Origin of the sequence: Paraburkholderia sp. GAS41, assembly GCF_050436545.1 — a bacterium.
GTDB lineage: Bacteria > Pseudomonadota > Gammaproteobacteria > Burkholderiales > Burkholderiaceae > Paraburkholderia.
This window is the reverse complement of sequence record NZ_JBNDMK010000031.1, coordinates 40437-58261: the sequence shown is the minus strand read 5'-3', so window position 1 is coordinate 58261 and position 17825 is coordinate 40437. Positions and strand designations below refer to the sequence as shown.

Here is a 17825-nt window from a genome sequence, read left to right as displayed (position 1 = left end):
AGTGCTCGCCACGATTTTTATGGTCCGTCATGAATTCCAGCGCTGAGCCGCTTACTTTCGATATTGTCGCTCGCATCGCCGAATGCGCGCCGGAACTGCGTTCGGCTGAGCGCAAGGTCGCAGCACTGATTCTCGACGATCTGACCGGCGCCTCGCGGGCGAGTATTGGCGCACTGGCGCAGCAGGCCGGCGTTAGCGTCGCGACGGTCACGCGCTTCGCCAAGGCCGTGGGCTGCCGCGACGTGCGCGAACTGAAGTTGCGGCTCGCCCAGGCAGCGGCAGTGGGGCAGCGCTTTTTGCAAAGCGGCGCGCTGGGGCAGGCGCCCGAGCCGCTTGCCACCCGCGTGTTCGACGAAGTGCAGACCGCGCTGACGCACAACCATCAGTTGCTGCGCCAGGCGCCGGTTGCCGAAGCCGCCGCCGCCTTGCGGGAGGCGCGCATGATCTACGTGTTCGGCATGGGCGGCGGCTCGACTGCGCTCGCCGACGAAATGCGTTTTCGGCTCGTGCGGCTCGGCCGGCCGGTCGCGACCTATCAGGATGGCTTGCTGCAACGCATGGTGGCGAGTACGGTATCGCGCGAGTGTGTCGTGATTGCTTTGTCGGCCACCGGGCGGGTGCCGGAGATGGTGGAAAACTGCCGCATTGCGTGCAGTTATGGCGCGACACTGATTACACTGACAGCGCCCGCGTCGCCGCTGGCAAAACTGGCCGACTGGGTGATTCCGATTGTCGCGTTTGAGACCGATTTCATTTACAAGCCATCGTCATCCCGTTACGCGATGATGATGGCGCTCGACGTACTCGTCACCGAACTTGCGGTCAGCCAGGGTGACGAGAGCCGCGAGTTGCTGCGCCGCATGAAACACGCGCTGGACGCGCATCGCGGCGGCGGCGACCGACAACCGCTAGGAGACTGACTCATGCATTCGCATCCCGAAGCCGCCGACACGCTGATTATCGACGCGCAACTGTACGACGGTACGGGCGCGCCGCCGGTCGAACGTGACGTGGCTGTGCGCGACGGCAAGATTGTGGCGATTGGCAATCTGTCGAACTGGCTGGCCGAAGAGATCGTCGAAGCGAACGGACGGGCGCTCGCACCGGGCTTTATCGACGTCCACACCCATGACGACACCCACGTGATTCGCGCGCCGCAGATGCTGCCGAAGATCAGCCAGGGGGTGACGACGGTGATCGTCGGCAATTGCGGTATCAGCGCATCGCCTGTGACGTTGAAGGGCGACCCGCCCGATCCGATGAATCTGCTCGGCGAGCGCGATGCGTTCCAATACCCCACCTTCGCGGCGTATGTCGAAGCGGTGAATGCGGCGCGCCCGGCGGTGAACGTCGGCGCGTTGATTGGGCATACGGCACTGCGCAATAACCAGATGGACCGGCTCGACCGCGCGGCAACGGCGCAGGAAATCGCAGGCATGTGTACGCAACTGGAAGAGGCGCTGGAGCACGGCGCGCTGGGGCTGAGTTCCGGGTTGGCGTATGGTTCGGCGTTTGCTGCGCCGACCGAGGAAGTGATGGCGCTCGCAGAGCCGCTGGCAGCGGCCGGTGCGCTGTACACGACGCATATGCGCACGGAATTCGACGCGATTCTCGACGCGATGGACGAAGCCTACCGCGTGGGCCGTCATGCGCGGGTACCGGTGGTGATTTCGCATCTGAAGTGCGCGGGGCCGTCGAACTGGGGGCGCAGTGTCGAGGTGCTGAAGTCGCTGGATGGCGCGCGGCGGTTGCAGCCGATCGGTTGCGACTGTTATCCGTACAACCGCAGTTCGTCGACTTTGGATCTCAAGCAGGTGACGGGCGATATCGACATCACGATTACGTGGTCGGAGCCGCATCCGGAGATGGCGGGCAAGCTGGTGAAGGAGATTGCCGCCGAGTGGGGGGTGACGCAGCAGGAGGCGGGCAAGCGCTTGCAACCGGCGGGCGCGGTGTACCACAACATGTCGGAGGAGGATGTGCGGCGGATTCTGTCGCATCCGGCGACGATGGTGGGCTCCGATGGCTTGCCGAACGATCCGTTGCCGCATCCGCGGCTATGGGGCGCGTTTCCGCGCGTGCTGGGGCATTACGCACGCGACGGGGGATTGTTGCCGCTCGAGGAAGCGGTGCGCAAGATGACGAGCTTGTCGGCGCGGCGGTTTGGTTTGACGCAGCGTGGCGAGGTGCATATTGGGTACCACGCGGATCTGGTGTTGTTTGACCCGGTGCGGGTGCGGGATGCCGCAACGTTCGAGAAGCCGCAACAGCCGGCGGACGGAATTGACGCTGTGTGGGTGAATGGCATGTTGTCGTATCGGGATGGACAACCGACCGGCGAGCGGGCAGGGCATTTTGTGGCACGTGGTGTGGCGTCGCAGGTCGATGCGCAGGGCGTGTTCTGATTTTTCTGTTTTGGGTTTATTGATGCGGTGCGCCTGGACGATGCGTTTTCGCATGGGCTGCGTGCCGCTGGATCTTATAGGGAGTGTTCGTAATGAAGCGTTATGGCGTTGAAGGTGGCAAGGGGACGGGTGGGCAACATATGCCGTTTGCACGTGCAGTTGAAGCGGATGGCTGGCTGTTCGTGTCTGGGCAGACGCCTATGGAGAATGGCGAGGTGATCGAGGGCGGGATTGTTGCGCAGTCGCACAAGGCTATCCAGAACGTTTTTGCGATTCTCAAAGAGGCTGGGTATGGCGCTGAACACGTGGTTCGGTGCGGAGTCTGGCTGGATGATCCGCGCGATTTCGCTTCGTTCAACAAGGTGTTTCGGGAGTATTTTGGGGAGAATCCGCCGGCTCGGGCGTGTGTGGTTTCCAGTATGGTGATTGACTGTAAGGTCGAGGTTGATTGTGTGGCTTATAAGGCGCCTGCGGCTTAGGGGGGGGGTGATTTGCCTGCGGCGCTTTGACTGTGTTTCTTGCGGCGTTGGCCTTTCCTTGTTTTGTTATCGGTCTATTAGCTTCGCCCCTGTGCGGGGCAGCACCTACTTTCTTTGCCGCCGCAAAGAAAGTAGGCAAAGAAAGCGGGCTCACACCGCCAGTCAGTAGTGAGCCATCTCGGTCTGCCAGCGGAAACGGCCCAAGACGAGACGTGTCCTCGCACCACCCACATTCGTGACAAAGGGCTCATCCATCCCACTCCGCACTTCGTGCGTCGCGGTCGGGTTTGCCTGGGAAGGCGCGCGCTGTAGTACGTAAAGCGCCATACAAATACAGTGCGCCAGATCGCGAGGCGTAGGCGTCAAGCCTTCAAGGCAGCCCTCAATATGGTTTGGATGCCTACATATCCCGCAGACGGGTTATGCCCGACGGCGGGGCGCGCAGCGCAACGCTGGAGCGGATGAGTGCTGTGTCACTGTGGATTGTGGTGCGAGAGACGGTCTCGTGTTGGGCCGTTTCCCGTTCAAAACAGAGATGACTCGCTAAGAGCTGGCGGTGTGAGCCCGCTTTCTTTGCCTACTTTCTTTGCGGCGGCAAAGAAAGTAGGTGCTGCCCCGCACAGGGGCGAAGCTAATAGACCGATAACAAAACAAGGAAAGGCCAAGGCCGCAAGAACATGGCCAAAGCGCCGCAGGCAAACCAGACCGATAACAAATCATGGAAAGGCCAACGCCATAAGAAACCAGCCAAAACCCAAAAACCAACCAAACCCCAAAGCGCCGCCGGCAAAAAAATCACTGCCGCGCCGTGCGCAAATTATCCGGCATAGGCAAATTAAAATTAGTCCGAAACGGATTGATATCAAGCCCGCCACGCCGCGTGTAGCGAGCATAAACAGCCAGCTTCAAAGGCTTGCAGATCTTAAGAACATCGACAAAAATCCGCTCGACACACTGCTCATGAAACCCAGTATGGTTTCGATAAGAAACGATATACCGCAGCAAGCCAGCATGATCGATCTGCGGTCCGACGTAATGAATCTGCACACTACCCCAGTCAGGCTGCTCGGTAACGGGACAATTCGACTTAAGCAGATTGGAGAACACCGTCTCCTCAACCGGAGATTCATCCAAAGCCGCCTTGAGCAAGGACGAATCCGGATGATAAACATCCGTATCCAGATCGAGCCGGTCAAGCGAAGTCCCTTCAAACTCCTCAAGTCCTAACTTGCCGAAATCCATCGGCCCGGTGAGATGCACCGAAACACTTGCGCCGCAGGCACCGGAGACATCCCGCTTGATCGTGTCCCGCACCGCTTCAAACGAGTCGAATGAAGTCTGCGCAAACGACCCCAGATACAGCTTGAACGATTTCGACTCGACGATATTCGGCGAATCCGCCGGCACGTAGAACGTCGCCACCGCAATCTGCGGCTTGCCGCGCGCATTCAGCCAGGAAAGCTCGTAAGCATTCCAGATGTCGGTCCCAAAGAACGGCAACTGCGCCCCAATGCCGATCGCCTCGCGCGCGGCCTTGCGCGCAATCGGAAAGAGCAGCGTCGCGTCGTATTGTTCGGTGTAGGCGGCAGGTTTGCCAAGCGGTGATTGTTCGGGTGTCATGATGCATTCACGATGCCACTCAGCACGTGCCCCGTCGCCGTCACGACGCGGGCCGATTCGCAGTGGCCAATTTGATCGTCGAAGAAAAAGTCCGGCTCGAACTCGCGCAAAAATGCGCTCTTGTCGAGCCCACCGAGGAACATCGCTTCGTCGATTTCGATGTTCCACGCCATCAGCGTGCGGATTGCCCGTTCGTGCGCCGGCGCCGATCGCGCCGTCACCAGCGCCGTGCGAATGTGCATCGGCGCGAGTTGAGTAGGCGCGGCTTCATCCGCCAGCTTCTGCAAGCGGTGCAGCGCGCCAAGCAACGGCTTGAGCGGCCCGTCGGCCAACGGCAAATCCTTGTTGTGGATCTCATGACCTACAAAGGCCCGCAAGCCATCCTTCTGAAACACCCGCTCGGCCTCGTCGGAAAACAGCACGGCGTCGCCGTCGAAGGCAATGCGGATTTCGTCCGGATACTTGCTCGCCATTTTCGCCGATTCCGGCAATACGCGTGCAGCCGGAAATCCCGCGGCCAGCGCATCGCGCACATCCTCCTGATTGGCGGAGAGAAATAGCGACGCATTCAACGGCTTCAGATAGCCAAACGGCGCTCGTCCGCGCGTAAACACGCCGCGTTCGATCGCGAGGCCATGTTCCCGGCACGAATGGAACGCGCGCAAGCCGCTGATGGGATCGCTGCGCGACAGGATCACCACTTCGACCCGATGCGCGCCAGCGTTCAGCGCCAGCAGCTTGCGGATCAGCGGAAACGCTACGCCCGGCTTGGCGGGCAGGTTCAGCCGGGCGCGCTGCAGCGTTTCGTAGGCGTGCAGGTCGCCTTCCTCGTACACGCGGTTCTCTTCCTCGAAGTCGAACAGCGCGCGCGAAGAAATCGCGACCACCAGCTTGTCCTGAAGCGTCAATGCCATCGGGCAGGTCCTGTCAGCCTATGCGAGGAACAGCCGGTACACCGGGTTCGTGGTCTCTTCCCAGTAGGGATAACCAAGCGTTGCAAGAAAGCGGTCGAACTCGGGGTTCTCCGTGCCCGGCACCTGGATGCCGACCAGAATCGAGCTGTAATCCGCTCCCTGGTTGCGGTAATGGAACAGGCTGATATTCCAGTTCGGCGCCATCGACGACAGAAACTTCATCAGCGCGCCCGGCCGCTCTGGGAACTCAAAGCGAAACAGGCGCTCGCTATGCGCGAGCGGCGAGCGGCCGCCCACCATATAGCGGATGTGTTGCTTGGAGAGTTCGTCGCCGGTCAGGTCGACCGTGGCAAAGCCGTGCGCTTCGAAAGCGCCGGCGATCTGCGCCGATTCGCTGCGGTTCCTGATCTGCACGCCTACGAAGATGTGCGCGGAGTTGGCGTCCGCGATCCGGTAGTTGAACTCGGTCACGCTGCGCGTGCCGACCAGTTCGCAGAAGCGTTTGAAACTGCCGCGTTCTTCGGGGATCGTCACGGCGAACACGGCTTCGCGCGACTCGCCGACTTCGGCGCGTTCGGCCACGAAACGCATCCGGTCGAAATTCATGTTCGCGCCGGAGGTGACCGCGATCAGCGTCTGATTCTCAATGCCTGAACGTTCGGCATACTGTTTTGCGCCCGCGACCGCCAGCGAACCGGCCGGCTCCAGCACGCTGCGCGTGTCCTGAAAGACGTCCTTGATTGCCGCGCACAGGGCGTCCGTGTTCACGATCAACACGTCGTCCAGATACTCGCGGCACAGGCGGAAGGTTTCTTCGCCGACGAGCTTGACGGCTGTGCCGTCCGAAAAGAGGCCCACTTCGTTCAGCGTAACCCGTTCTCCCGCCTTCAGGGACTGCGCCATCGCGCAGGAATCGTCGGTCTGCACGCCGATCACCTTGATCTCCGGGCGCACCGACTTGACGTAAGCGGCAACCCCGGCGGCCAGCCCGCCGCCGCCAATGGGCACGAAGATCGCGTGAATCGGCCCCTGATGCTGGCTGAGAATCTCCATAGCGACGGTGCCCTGGCCGGCAATCACATACGGATCGTCGAACGGGTGCACGAAAGTCAGGCCACGCTGTTCCTGCAACTTGACGGCGTGCGCGTAAGCATCGCTATACGATTCGCCCGCCTGCACGACCTCCACCGTGGGGCCGCCGTGCGCGCGCACGGCGTCGACCTTCACCTGCGGGGTGGTCACCGGCACCACGATGATCGCCTTGACGCCCATACGCGCGGCCGACAGCGCCACGCCCTGAGCGTGATTGCCCGCCGAAGCCGTAATCACGCCGCGTTGCAGCGCCTCGGCCGGAATATGCGCCATCTTGTTGTACGCGCCGCGTACCTTGAACGAGAACACCGGCTGGTTGTCTTCGCGCTTCAGGTAAATCGGATTGCGCAAGCGTGCCGACAGATTCGGCGCATGTTCGAGCTCGGTCTCGCGGGCGACGTCATAGACGCGCGCGGTCAGGGTTTTCTTCAGGTAGTCGTGAGAAGCCATGCGGGTGGCGCGGTGCGCTGTGTGAGACGGGAAAGGACAATGATAGCGCCAACGGCCCGCGCTCTGGACTCTACCGAACGGCCAGGTTCGGGAAAGGGCGCCCGCCCGACCGTCCGGTCGAAGAATTCTGGACTCACCAGATGGGACATAGTTAGGCGTTTGGTCCAGCAAACGCCCGTTTTCGGGCGATTCGCGCGTCAACGCGTGCGCGGATCATGCGGTAGAATTCCATTTTGGAACAAGGATCGGAAGATGCACTGGCAGCCTCGGATCGCCCATTTGATGCCCGTCCCGCGTGAGTCTCGTCCCGCGGCGCAGCGGCACATCTGTTGCGCACGATCGTGTAGCTGCATCTAAGCGCCGCGAAGCGGCTGGCGTGTGTGGTCCGCCGGCAGGTGCCTCGCCCAACTAGAAGATTTCCAGAATTGCGCCCCACGCGCACCGTCAGGCGGCGCCTCCTTAATCGTTGCTTAATTATCGATTGGCGAGTGCGCCCAACTGACTCACCGAGTCGTCCAAACATGAACGCACCTCAAGTATTCGATCCGCACGGAGCCGCCGCTGCGGTGGCTGCCGACCCTGAAGCGCGCCTGCGCGAAATTCCCTATAACTACACCTCGTTTTCCGACCGTGAAATCGTTATCCGCCTGCTGGGCAACGACGCATGGGATGCGCTGGCCGAATTGCGCGCCGAACGCCGCACCGGCCGCTCGGCACGGATGCTGTACGAAGTGCTCGGCGACATCTGGGTGGTGCGCCGCAATCCGTACCTGCAGGACGACCTGCTCGACAACCCGAAGCGCCGCGCGCTGCTGATCGAAGCCCTGCATCACCGCCTGTCGGAGATCGAGAAGCGCCGCCGCGCAGACCTGACCGAACATGGCGACGAAGCCGGTGTGGGCCGCGCCGCACGCGTCGAGACGCTGGTGGTGGCGGCGCGCCGTGCGGTGGACGACTTCGCCAACGAGTTCGACAAGACGGCTGAGTTGCGCCGCCGCGCCACCAAGGTGCTGGGCCGCGTCACGCAGAAAGACAACATCAAGTTCGATGGCCTCTCGCGCGTCTCGCACGTGACCGACGCCACCGACTGGCGCGTCGAGTATCCGTTCGTCGTACTGACACCCGACAGCGAGGCCGAGATCGCCGGCATGATCAAGGCCTGCTTCGAGCTGGGCCTGACGGTGATCCCGCGTGGCGGCGGCACCGGCTACACCGGCGGCGCCGTGCCGCTCACGCCGTTTTCGGCGGTCATCAACACCGAAAAGCTCGAACAGCTCGGCGCAGTCGAACTGACCGAACTGCCGGGCGTGCCGCGCAAGGTCGCCACCATTTTCTCGGGCGCGGGTGTCGTCACGCGCCGGGTCACCGAAGCCGCCGAACAGGCCGGCTACGTGTTCGCGGTCGATCCGACCTCGCTCGACGCCTCGTGTATCGGCGGTAACGTCGCCATGAACGCGGGCGGCAAGAAGGCGGTGCTGTGGGGCACGGCGCTGGACAATCTCGCCTGGTGGCGCATGGTCGACCCGGAAGGCAACTGGCTCGAAGTCACGCGCCTCGACCACAACATGGGCAAGATCCACGACGTCGAAGTGGCGCGTTTCGAACTGAAGTGGTTCGACGGTGAACACGCGCCAGGCGAAAAGCTGTTGCGCACCGAATCGCTCGACATCAAGGGCCGCGTGTTCCGCAAGGAAGGGCTCGGCAAGGACGTCACGGATAAATTCCTTGCCGGTCTGCCGGGTATCCAGAAGGAAGGTTGCGACGGCTTGATCACGTCGGCGCGCTGGGTGCTGCACAAGATGCCCGCGCATACGCGCACCGTCTGCCTCGAGTTCTTTGGCCAGGCGCGCGATGCCATTCCGAGCATCGTCGAAATCAAGGACTACCTGTTCGAAACGTCGCGCCAGGGCGGTGCGATTCTCGCCGGGCTCGAGCATCTGGACGAGCGCTATCTGCGCGCAGTCGGCTACGCGACCAAGTCCAAGCGCAACGCGTTTCCGAAGATGGTGCTGATCGGCGACATCGTCGGCGACGATGCGGATGCGGTGGCGCAAGCCACCTCGGAAGTCGTGCGCATGGCCAACGGCAAGAGCGGCGAGGGTTTCGTGGCGGTGGCCGCCGAAGCCCGCAAGCGCTTCTGGCTCGACCGCAGCCGTACGGCCGCGATCGCGAAGCACACCAACGCGTTCAAGATCAACGAAGACGTCGTGATTCCGCTCAATCGCATGGGCGAGTACACCGACGGGATCGAGCGCATCAACATCGAACTGTCGATCAAGAACAAGCTGCAACTGCTCGACGCGCTGGAAGCCTTCTTCAAGGCCGGCAAGCTGCCGCTCGGCAAGAGCGACGACGCCAACGAGATTCCGAGCGCCGAACTGCTCGAAGACCGCGTCCAGCATGCGCTCACGTTGCTCAAGCAGGTCCGCACGCGTTGGGAGTTCCTGCGCGACAAGCTCGATCTGTCCTTGCGTGAAGCGCAGCATTATCTGGTTGGACTGGGCTACGAAGCGCTCGCGGAGAAGTTTGCCGATCGCGCCGACGCGCAGCCTGGGGCCACGGTGTTCCATGTCACGCAGGACCGCACGATCCGCGTGTCGTGGAAACAGGAAATCCGCGCCGAACTGCGGCAGATCTTCAACGGCGGCGAATTCAAGCCGATCCTCGAAGAAGCGCAGGCCATCCATAAGCAGGTGCTGCGTGGCCGCGTATTCGTTGCGCTGCACATGCACGCGGGCGACGGCAATGTTCATACGAACATCCCCGTCAACTCCGACAACTACGAGATGCTGCAGGACGCCCATACGGCGGTTGCGCGCATCATGAAGCTGGCGCGTTCGCTCGACGGCGTGATTTCCGGCGAACATGGCATCGGCATTACCAAGCTCGAATTCCTGACCGAGGAAGAGATCGGCGAATTCCGCAAGTACAAGCAGCGCGTCGATCCGCATGGCCGCTTCAATGCGGGCAAGCTGCTGGAAGGCGCTGACCTGCGTAACGCCTACACGCCGAGCTTCGGGCTGATGGGCTACGAGTCGCTGATCATGCAGCAGTCGGATATCGGCGCCATTTCCGAATCCATCAAGGACTGCCTGCGATGCGGCAAGTGCAAGCCGGTGTGCGCGACTCACGTACCGCGCGCCAACCTGCTGTATAGCCCGCGCAACAAGATTCTCGCCACCTCGCTGCTGGTCGAGGCGTTCCTGTACGAAGAGCAGACGCGCCGCGGCGTGTCGATCAAGCACTGGGACGAGTTCAACGACGTGGCCGACCACTGCACGGTGTGTCACAAGTGCGTGACGCCGTGCCCGGTGAAGATCGACTTCGGCGATGTCACGATGAACATGCGCAATCTGCTGCGCAAGATGGGCAAGAAGAAGTTCAATGCGGGCAATGCGGCGGGCATGTTCTTTCTCAACGCCACCAATCCGCAGACCATTAATATCGCGCGCACCGCGATGATGGGCGTCGGCTACAAGGCGCAGCGCCTCGGCAACGACGTGCTCAAGAAGTTCGCGAAGAAGCAGACGGCGCACCCGCCTGCTACCGTCGGCAAGCCGAAGGTGGTGGAGCAGGTGATCCACTTCATGAACAAGAAGATGCCGGGCAATCTGCCGAAGAAGACGGCGCGGGCGCTGCTCGACATCGAAGACAACAAGATCGTGCCGATCATCCGCAATCCGAAGACCACCACGGTCGATACGGAAGCGGTGTTCTACTTCCCCGGTTGCGGTTCCGAACGTCTGTTTTCGCAAGTCGGTCTCGCGACCCAAGCCATGCTGTGGGAAGCCGGCGTGCAAACCGTGCTGCCGCCGGGCTACCTGTGTTGCGGCTATCCCCAGCGCGGCTCCGGCCAGTTCGATAAGGCCGAGAAAATCGTCACGGATAACCGCGTGCTGTTCCACCGCGTCGCCAACACGCTCAACTACCTCGACATCAAGACCGTGGTGGTGTCGTGCGGAACGTGTTACGACCAGCTCGCCGGTTACGAATTCGACAAGATCTTCCCGGGCTGCCGGATCATCGACATCCACGAGTTCCTGCTCGAGAAGGGCATGAAGCTCGATGGCGTCCATGGCATGCGCTACATGTATCACGATCCGTGCCACACGCCGATCAAGACGATGGACCCGGTCAAGCTCGTCAACCAGTTGATGGGCTCGGAGAAGGACGGCTACAAGATCGAGAAGAACGATCGTTGCTGTGGTGAATCCGGCACACTCGCCGTGACGCGTCCAGACATTTCGACGCAGGTCCGCTTCCGCAAGGAAGAGGAGATCCGCAAGGGCGCGGCGAAGCTGCGCGGCATTCCTCTGGTGGCCGGAGCAGGCGCCAGTGCGATCGATCCGGCTAATGCTTCCGCTGATGCTGCGGGCGCCCCGAACGGCTCGGTAGCCAAGGCTGGCGACGCTCCGACACCAGCGGGTGCCACCGACGTGAAGATCCTGACGAGCTGCCCGTCGTGCCTGCAAGGTCTGTCGCGCTACAACGAGGACGCGAACATCGAGGCGGACTACATCGTCGTCGAAATGGCCCGTCACGTGTTGGGTGAAGACTGGATGGCGGACTACGTGCAGCGGGCGAACAATGGCGGAATCGAGCGCGTGCTGGTTTAATGGCACGACTGACGCCTGACGCTTGAGGACGACGATGGAATGCGTATTTTGCCGTGAAGATGGCGGTGACGTGCTGTGGCAGGACGATACGATGCGTATCGTTCTCGCCGATGAACACGATTACCCAGGCTTTTGCCGGGTGATCTGGAACAGGCATGTTGCCGAGTTTTCGGATCTTGCCGAGTCCGACCGCGACCGCGTGATGCGCGCCGTGTACGCGGTCGAGCGTGCCATACGGCGCATCCTGCAGCCGGTCAAAGTGAACCTGGCGAGTCTCGGCAACCAGGTGCCGCATGTGCATTGGCATGTGATTCCGCGTTACTCGAACGACGCGCATTTTCCGCTGCCGATCTGGGCGCCGCGCCAACGCACGGTGTCGGAGGCGCTGCTGTCTTCGCGGCGCGCGCAGGCTACCTTGCTGCGCGACGCGGTGCGCCACGAAATCGAACAAACCTTGGCCTGAGGTCAAATATGAGTGGATTAACTCGCGACACGCCGGTGCCGACCGGCGTGGTGGTGCATGCCACGTCGCATGTGCTGGAACTGCAATACGCAAATGGCGAATCGTGGCGCGTGCCGTTCGAACTGCTGCGCGTCTGTTCACCGTCCGCGGAAGTACGTGGACATGGGCCGGGGCAGGAGACGCTACAGACCGGCAAACGCGAGGTGACGATCACCTCGATTGAAGGCGTCGGCAACTACGCGCTCCAGCCAACCTTCTCCGACGGTCATTCCAGCGGACTCTATTCGTGGGATCTGCTGTACGACATCGCCACCCGCCAGGACGAACTCTGGCGCGACTATCTCGACAAACTGGCAGCGGCAGGTGTCGACCGGGACGCCCCAATGCCTGCATCCGGCGCACCGCACGGTCATTGTCACTGATACGATTCGGCCTGACTGCCGCGATGATGCGGCGCAACAATCCAGAATACGCGAAAGGACGAACGCGATGAGCAAAACCCACTTCGGCTTTCAGACGGTCGACGAACAGGACAAAGCGCAGAAGGTGGCGGGGGTGTTCCATTCCGTTGCCGCCAACTACGACCTGATGAACGACCTGATGTCGGGCGGGTTGCACCGGGCGTGGAAGATATTCACGATCGCCCAGGCGAACGTGCGGCCGGGCTACAAGGTGCTCGATATCGCGGGCGGCACGGGCGACCTCTCCAAAGAATTCGCCAAAAAGGCGGGTTCGACGGGCGAGGTCTGGCACACGGACATCAACGAATCGATGCTGCGGGTGGGCCGCGACCGGTTGCTCGACAAGGGCATTATTACGCCGGCGCTGTTGTGCGACGCAGAAAAAATTCCCTTTCCCGACAACTACTTCGACGTGGTGACGGTGGCTTTCGGGCTGCGTAACATGACCCATAAGGACATCGCGCTGGCGGAAATGCGCCGCGTGCTGAAGCCGGGCGGGCGTCTGCTCGTGCTGGAGTTTTCGAAAGTGTGGGACCCGCTCAAAAAGGTCTACGACGTCTATTCGTTCAAGGTGCTGCCGTGGCTCGGCGACCGCTTCGCGAAAGACGCCGAGAGCTACCGTTACCTGGCCGAATCGATCCGGATGCACCCGGACCAGGAAACTTTGAAAACAATGATGGAACAAGCTGGCCTCGACGGCGTCAAATATTACAATCTGTCAGCTGGTGTGGTAGCTTTGCATGTGGGGACCAAATACTAGGGTCCCTAACCCGTCGTTTTTAAAGGAATATTTCATCATGTCCGATTCTAGGTTGTTATCTTCCCGTAAGGTGTCGAGGTCGTTGGCGAGGAGAATCGGACTGGCAGTCATGGTCGGTCTGATCGCGGTTGCCACGGTCGCGTCGCTCGACGCCGAGGCAAGACGCATGGGCGGCGGCCGTAGCATCGGCCGTCAGCAATCCAGCACCATGCAGCGTCAAACGACGCCACCGGCGCAGCCTTCACCATCTCCGCAGCAATCGGCGCAAGCCGCTCAGGCGCAGCGCGCGCAACCGGCGCCGACTCCGGCCGCCGCGCCTAACCGCTCGCGCTGGCTCGGGCCGATCGCGGGCCTGGCCGCCGGGCTGGGTATCGCCGCGCTGCTCTCGCATTTCGGGCTGGGCGAGGCGTTTGCCGGTGCAATGGCCAACATGCTCGTAATTGCCGCTATCGCGATGCTGGCAATCTGGCTGATTCGCCGTTTCATGGGCCGCAAGCGCGACGCAGCGGCGCCGGCTTATGCGGCAAGCGCGCCGAGTCTGAACAGCGGCCGTGATCCCTATTCGCAGGAACCCAGCTTTACGCCGGTGTCGTCCGGTTCGGGTTCCGGTTCGTACGCTGCGCCGGTGATGCAGGCGGCGCCGGTTGTCCCGGCCGGCTTCGATTCGGATGCCTTCGTGCGCAACGCAAAGGTGTACTTCGTGCGCCTGCAGGCCGCCTGGGACGTGGGCAACATCGCAGACATCCGCGAATTCACCACGCCGGAGATGTTCGCCGAAGTAAAGGTCGACCTCGATTCACGCGGCGCGGAAGCGAATCTGACCGACGTGGTGCAACTGAACGCGGAATTGCTGGGGGTCGAAGAGATGGCCAACGAGTCCGTCGCCAGCGTGCGCTTCTCCGGTCTGATGCGCGAAAGCTCGGGCGCGCCGGCCGCACCGTTCGTGGAAATCTGGAATCTGTCGAAGTCGGCGCGCGCTGGTGAAGGCTGGTTGCTCGCGGGCATTCAGCAGGTCGGCCAGGCCACGTCTGCGCACTAAAGTCGAACCCCGCCCATTAGCCGTTCGGCCGAGCAAGCCGGAAAGCGAACGGACGTTACAATAGGAACCCGCGTGGGCACATCGCCCGCGCGGGTTTTTTCTTGCCACTCTCAATGACCCTCGCCGCCAAGCCCTTCGCTGCTGCCGTCAATCACCTGCTCGCCCGCGAATCGTGGGCACGTGAGCGCCTCGTCCCCTACGCCGGCAAGACTGCCCGGTTGTCCTGTCCGCCTGTCGTTCTGATCCTGCTGGTCCAGCCGGACGGCTATCTGGCCGCGGTCGACGAATCGCAAACGCATCAGTTCGACGTCACCGTGTCCGTCCCGTCGGAGGCGTTGTCGGCCTTTGTGCAGGGTGGTCAGGCTGCCGTGATGAAGCATGTGAAGATCGAAGGCGACGCGGAGTTCGCCACGGCGATCGCCAAACTCGCGGAGCATTTGCGCTGGGAGCCGGAGGAAGATCTGGCGCGTCTGATTGGCGATGGTCCGGCGTGGCGGGTGGCCACGGTGGCGCGTTCGGTCGGCGAGCATGCGCGCCGCACCGGGCGCAATCTGCTCGATTCGGTCGCCGAATACCTGCTCGATGAAAATCCGCAACTGGTGCGCCGCGCTGCGCTAGGCGAGTTCAATGCCGAACTCGCTCGCGCCCGCGATGCGCTGGCTCGCGTCGAAAAGCGCCTCGAGCGCCTTGAACAGAAGGTCGAAGCCCGCGGCGTCAATGCGCCGGCCGGCGCCGCCACGTCGCGCGGCACGCGCTAGTCACAGGGCTCAACCATGCGTTTTCTGCGTTTTCTCAAGATTTTCTTCACAGTCATCCGCTTCGGTCTCGATGAAATGATGCTGGGCCGCATCAACGACCGTCGCGTGCGGTTTTTGCTGCGTATCACCACCATTGGCCGCAAGTTCGAGCAGCCGCCTGGCGTGCGTCTGCGCCTCGCGCTGGAAAGCCTCGGGCCGATCTTCGTGAAGTTCGGCCAGGTCCTCTCGACCCGGCGCGACCTGCTGCCCGTCGACATTGCCAACGAGCTTGCCAAACTGCAGGATCAGGTGCCCCCGTTCCCTTCGGATGTCGCGATCGGGCTGGTCGAGAAGTCGCTCGGTGCACCGGTCGACGTGCTGTTCGACGATTTCGAACGGGTGCCGGTGGCGAGCGCGTCGATCGCGCAAGTGCACTTCGCCAAGGTGAAGGCCGGCCAGCATGCGGGCAAGGCGGTTGCGGTGAAGGTATTGCGCCCGAACATGCTGCCCGTGATCGATTCGGACCTCGCGTTGCTGCGCGATATCGCCGTCTGGGCCGAGCGTCTGTGGGCGGACGGCAAGCGTCTTAAGCCGCGCGAGGTGGTGGCGGAGTTCGACAAGTACCTGCACGACGAACTCGACCTGATGCGCGAAGCGGCCAATGGCAGCCAGTTGCGCCGCAATTTCGCGGGCCTCGATCTGCTGCTCGTGCCTGAGATGTACTGGGAGTTCTGCACGCCTACCGTGTTAGTGATGGAGCGCATGGTCGGTGTGCCGATCAGCCAGGTGGAGACATTGCGCGCCGCGGGCGTGGACATTCCTAAGCTGGCCCGCGAAGGCGTCGAGATTTTTTTCACCCAGGTGTTCCGCGACGGCTTTTTCCACGCCGACATGCATCCGGGCAATATTCAGGTGAGTCTCGATCCGGCGCACTTCGGACGGTATATCGCGCTGGACTTCGGCATCATCGGCGCGCTGTCGGATTTCGATAAAAACTACCTCGCGCAGAACTTCCTCGCGTTCTTCAAGCGTGACTACCATCGGGTTGCCACGCTGCATCTGGAGTCGGGCTGGGTGCCACCCACCACGCGTGTCGAGGAACTGGAGAGCGCGATTCGTGCTGTCTGCGAGCCGTACTTCGACCGCGCGCTGAAGGACATTTCGCTAGGTCAGGTCCTGATGCGCCTGTTCTCTACCTCGCGCCGTTTCAACGTCGAAATCCAGCCGCAGCTCGTGCTGTTGCAAAAGACCATGCTGAACGTCGAAGGGCTGGGGCGTTCGCTCGATCCGGAGCTCGACCTCTGGAAGACCGCCAAGCCTTACCTCGAACGCTGGATGAACGAACAGATCGGCCTGCGCGGCTGGTATGAGCGGCTCAAGATCGAGGCGCCGCAGTGGAGCAAGACGCTGCCGCAATTGCCGCGTCTGATCCATCACGTGCTGGCGGAACGTCATGACAGCTCGCGCGGCGCGGGCGACGACATGATTCGCCAGATCCTGCTCGAACAGAAGCGGACCAACCGGCTGTTGCAGGGCTTGCTGCTGTTCGGGATTGCGGTTGGCGTGGGAGCGGTCGTGGCACGTGCGTGGCTGGCGCTGGCATATGGTGGATAAGACTCCGCCGGCCCAGCCGGCCAACCCTATAGGCGCGGACTTCACCACGCGGGACCCAAACTCCCCGGCGTTCTGGGACGAGCGTTTCGAGCGAGGTTTTATCCCATGGGATCAGGCTGGCGTGCCGGCGGCGTTTCAAGCGTTCGCCGCGAAGCATGTCCATGCGGCAGTGTTGATCCCCGGTTGCGGCAGCGCGTGGGAGGCGCTGTGGCTAGCCGCTCAGGGACGCCAGGTGCAGGCGATCGATTTCTCGCCCGCGGCGGTCGCGGCTGCCCGGGCACAATTGGGGGCACACGCGCAGGTGGTCGAGCCGGCGGATTTCTTTGCCTGGCAGCCGCCATTCACACCGGACTGGATCTACGAACGCGCCTTTCTGTGCGCGTTGCCAAAAGACCGTCGCACCGATTATGCGCAGCGCATGGCCGAGCTTCTTCCCGCCGGTGCGCTGCTGGCCGGCTTCTATTTCCTCGGCGCCAGCCTCAAAGGACCGCCGTTCGGTATCGAACGCGACGAGCTCGACACGTTGTTGACACCGTACTTCGATCTGATCGAAGACGAGCCGGTGAGCGATTCCATTCCCGTGTTCGCCGGGCGTGAGCGCTGGCTGACCTGGCGCCGCCGTGCTGCCCCCGGGACTTGATCCCACACGGAGCGCCCCCATTTAAGAAAACGGTGCCTGCGTCGGCCGCTCGCCCCAAAAACCGGGGATGGGTATTGTTTGCGGCTATAATTCAAGGCTTTGCAAGCGTTTATCAGATTACTGTAGGGAAAAGATCATGCCGATCTACGCTTATCGCTGCGAGTCATGCGGCTTCGGAAAGGACGTGCTTCAGAAGATGAGCGACGCTCCGTTGTCCAACTGCCCTGAGTGCGGAAAAGACACCTTTCGCAAGCAGGTGACCGCAGCCGGGTTTCAATTGAAGGGTTCGGGCTGGTACGTGACCGATTTCCGCGGCGGTAATAGCGCAAAGAGCGCTACGGCCCCGAACGGCGGCACGGAGGCCGCACCGGCCAAGACCGAAGGTGGTGACACGGCAAGCGGTACGTCGGACAGCGCAGCCGCGAGTTCCGCGAGCCCAGCCGCGGCGCCGGCGGGGCCAGCAGCACCTGCCGCACCCGCAGCCAACACGGGCTCCAGTAATGCCTAGCTAGCGTCGTCGCCTTTCGGGGCGGCA

General features: G+C 62.2%; 15 protein-coding genes. 12 read left to right on the top strand and 3 right to left on the bottom strand.

Annotated elements, in window-relative coordinates; all coding sequences use genetic code 11:
- Window positions 1-29 precede the first annotated feature (29 nt).
- From P3T43_RS31065 to P3T43_RS31055, 3 genes are all read left to right on the top strand, one after another.
- Window positions 30-920 (top strand): MurR/RpiR family transcriptional regulator, encoded by an 891-nt coding sequence (locus tag P3T43_RS31065; protein WP_429284830.1) that lies wholly within the window; start codon window positions 30-32, stop codon window positions 918-920.
- A gap of 3 nt (window positions 921-923) precedes the next feature.
- Window positions 924-2405 carry an N-acyl-D-amino-acid deacylase family protein gene (locus P3T43_RS31060; RefSeq protein ID WP_429284829.1) on the top strand — a complete coding sequence of 494 codons (1482 nt, stop codon included), beginning with the start codon at window positions 924-926 and terminating at the stop codon, window positions 2403-2405.
- 92 nt (window positions 2406-2497) lie between these two features.
- Window positions 2498-2884, top strand: a complete 387-nt coding sequence (locus tag P3T43_RS31055) for a RidA family protein (RefSeq protein ID WP_429284828.1) — start codon at window positions 2498-2500, stop codon at window positions 2882-2884.
- 795 nt (window positions 2885-3679) lie between these two features.
- On the opposite strand, the gene queF is transcribed toward P3T43_RS31055, so the two are convergent.
- Genes queF through ilvA form a run of 3 tightly spaced genes read right to left on the bottom strand, consistent with a single transcriptional unit; the run spans window position 3680 to window position 6960 of the window.
- Window positions 3680-4504, bottom strand: a complete 825-nt coding sequence (gene queF / locus P3T43_RS31050; RefSeq protein WP_429284827.1) for an NADPH-dependent 7-cyano-7-deazaguanine reductase QueF — start codon at window positions 4502-4504, stop codon at window positions 3680-3682.
- Window positions 4501-5418 carry a 5'-nucleotidase gene (locus P3T43_RS31045; protein ID WP_429284826.1) on the bottom strand — a complete coding sequence of 306 codons (918 nt, stop codon included), beginning with the start codon at window positions 5416-5418 and terminating at the stop codon, window positions 4501-4503. The genes queF and P3T43_RS31045 overlap by 4 nt, the downstream gene beginning before the upstream one ends.
- Before the next feature lie 18 nt (window positions 5419-5436).
- A complete protein-coding gene (gene ilvA / locus P3T43_RS31040; protein WP_429284825.1) occupies window positions 5437-6960 on the bottom strand; it encodes a threonine ammonia-lyase, biosynthetic in 1524 nt (507 codons plus the stop codon).
- Window positions 6961-7481: 521 nt separating this feature from the next.
- Between ilvA and P3T43_RS31035 the strand changes: the two genes are divergently transcribed.
- The 9 genes from P3T43_RS31035 to P3T43_RS30995 all read left to right on the top strand — a co-directional run bounded on the left by P3T43_RS31035 (window position 7482) and on the right by P3T43_RS30995 (window position 17798).
- Window positions 7482-11576 (top strand): DUF3683 domain-containing protein, encoded by a 4095-nt coding sequence (locus P3T43_RS31035; RefSeq protein WP_429284824.1) that lies wholly within the window; start codon window positions 7482-7484, stop codon window positions 11574-11576.
- A gap of 34 nt (window positions 11577-11610) precedes the next feature.
- A complete protein-coding gene (locus P3T43_RS31030; protein ID WP_429284823.1) occupies window positions 11611-12039 on the top strand; it encodes an HIT family protein in 429 nt (142 codons plus the stop codon).
- A gap of 8 nt (window positions 12040-12047) precedes the next feature.
- Window positions 12048-12461 (top strand): gamma-butyrobetaine hydroxylase-like domain-containing protein, encoded by a 414-nt coding sequence (locus P3T43_RS31025; protein ID WP_429284822.1) that lies wholly within the window; start codon window positions 12048-12050, stop codon window positions 12459-12461.
- A 67-nt stretch (window positions 12462-12528) separates the two neighbouring features.
- Window positions 12529-13260 (top strand): bifunctional demethylmenaquinone methyltransferase/2-methoxy-6-polyprenyl-1,4-benzoquinol methylase UbiE, encoded by a 732-nt coding sequence (gene ubiE / locus P3T43_RS31020; RefSeq protein WP_429284865.1) that lies wholly within the window; start codon window positions 12529-12531, stop codon window positions 13258-13260.
- 37 nt (window positions 13261-13297) lie between these two features.
- A complete protein-coding gene (locus P3T43_RS31015; RefSeq protein WP_429284821.1) occupies window positions 13298-14299 on the top strand; it encodes a Tim44 domain-containing protein in 1002 nt (333 codons plus the stop codon).
- Between the two features lie 113 nt (window positions 14300-14412).
- On the top strand, window positions 14413-15057 hold the full coding sequence (locus P3T43_RS31010) for a ubiquinone biosynthesis accessory factor UbiJ (RefSeq protein WP_429284820.1): 645 nt from the start codon (window positions 14413-14415) through the stop codon (window positions 15055-15057).
- A gap of 15 nt (window positions 15058-15072) precedes the next feature.
- Window positions 15073-16650: a ubiquinone biosynthesis regulatory protein kinase UbiB gene (ubiB, locus tag P3T43_RS31005; RefSeq protein WP_429284819.1), complete on the top strand. Its 1578-nt coding sequence runs from the start codon at window positions 15073-15075 to the stop codon at window positions 16648-16650.
- Window positions 16640-17290, top strand: a complete 651-nt coding sequence (locus P3T43_RS31000; RefSeq protein ID WP_429284818.1) for a methyltransferase domain-containing protein — start codon at window positions 16640-16642, stop codon at window positions 17288-17290. Before ubiB ends, P3T43_RS31000 begins: the two co-directional genes overlap by 11 nt.
- 136 nt (window positions 17291-17426) lie before the next feature.
- Window positions 17427-17798, top strand: coding sequence for an FmdB family zinc ribbon protein (locus tag P3T43_RS30995; RefSeq protein WP_429284817.1), 372 nt, complete (start codon window positions 17427-17429; stop codon window positions 17796-17798).
- The last annotated feature ends 27 nt before the right edge of the window (window positions 17799-17825 follow it).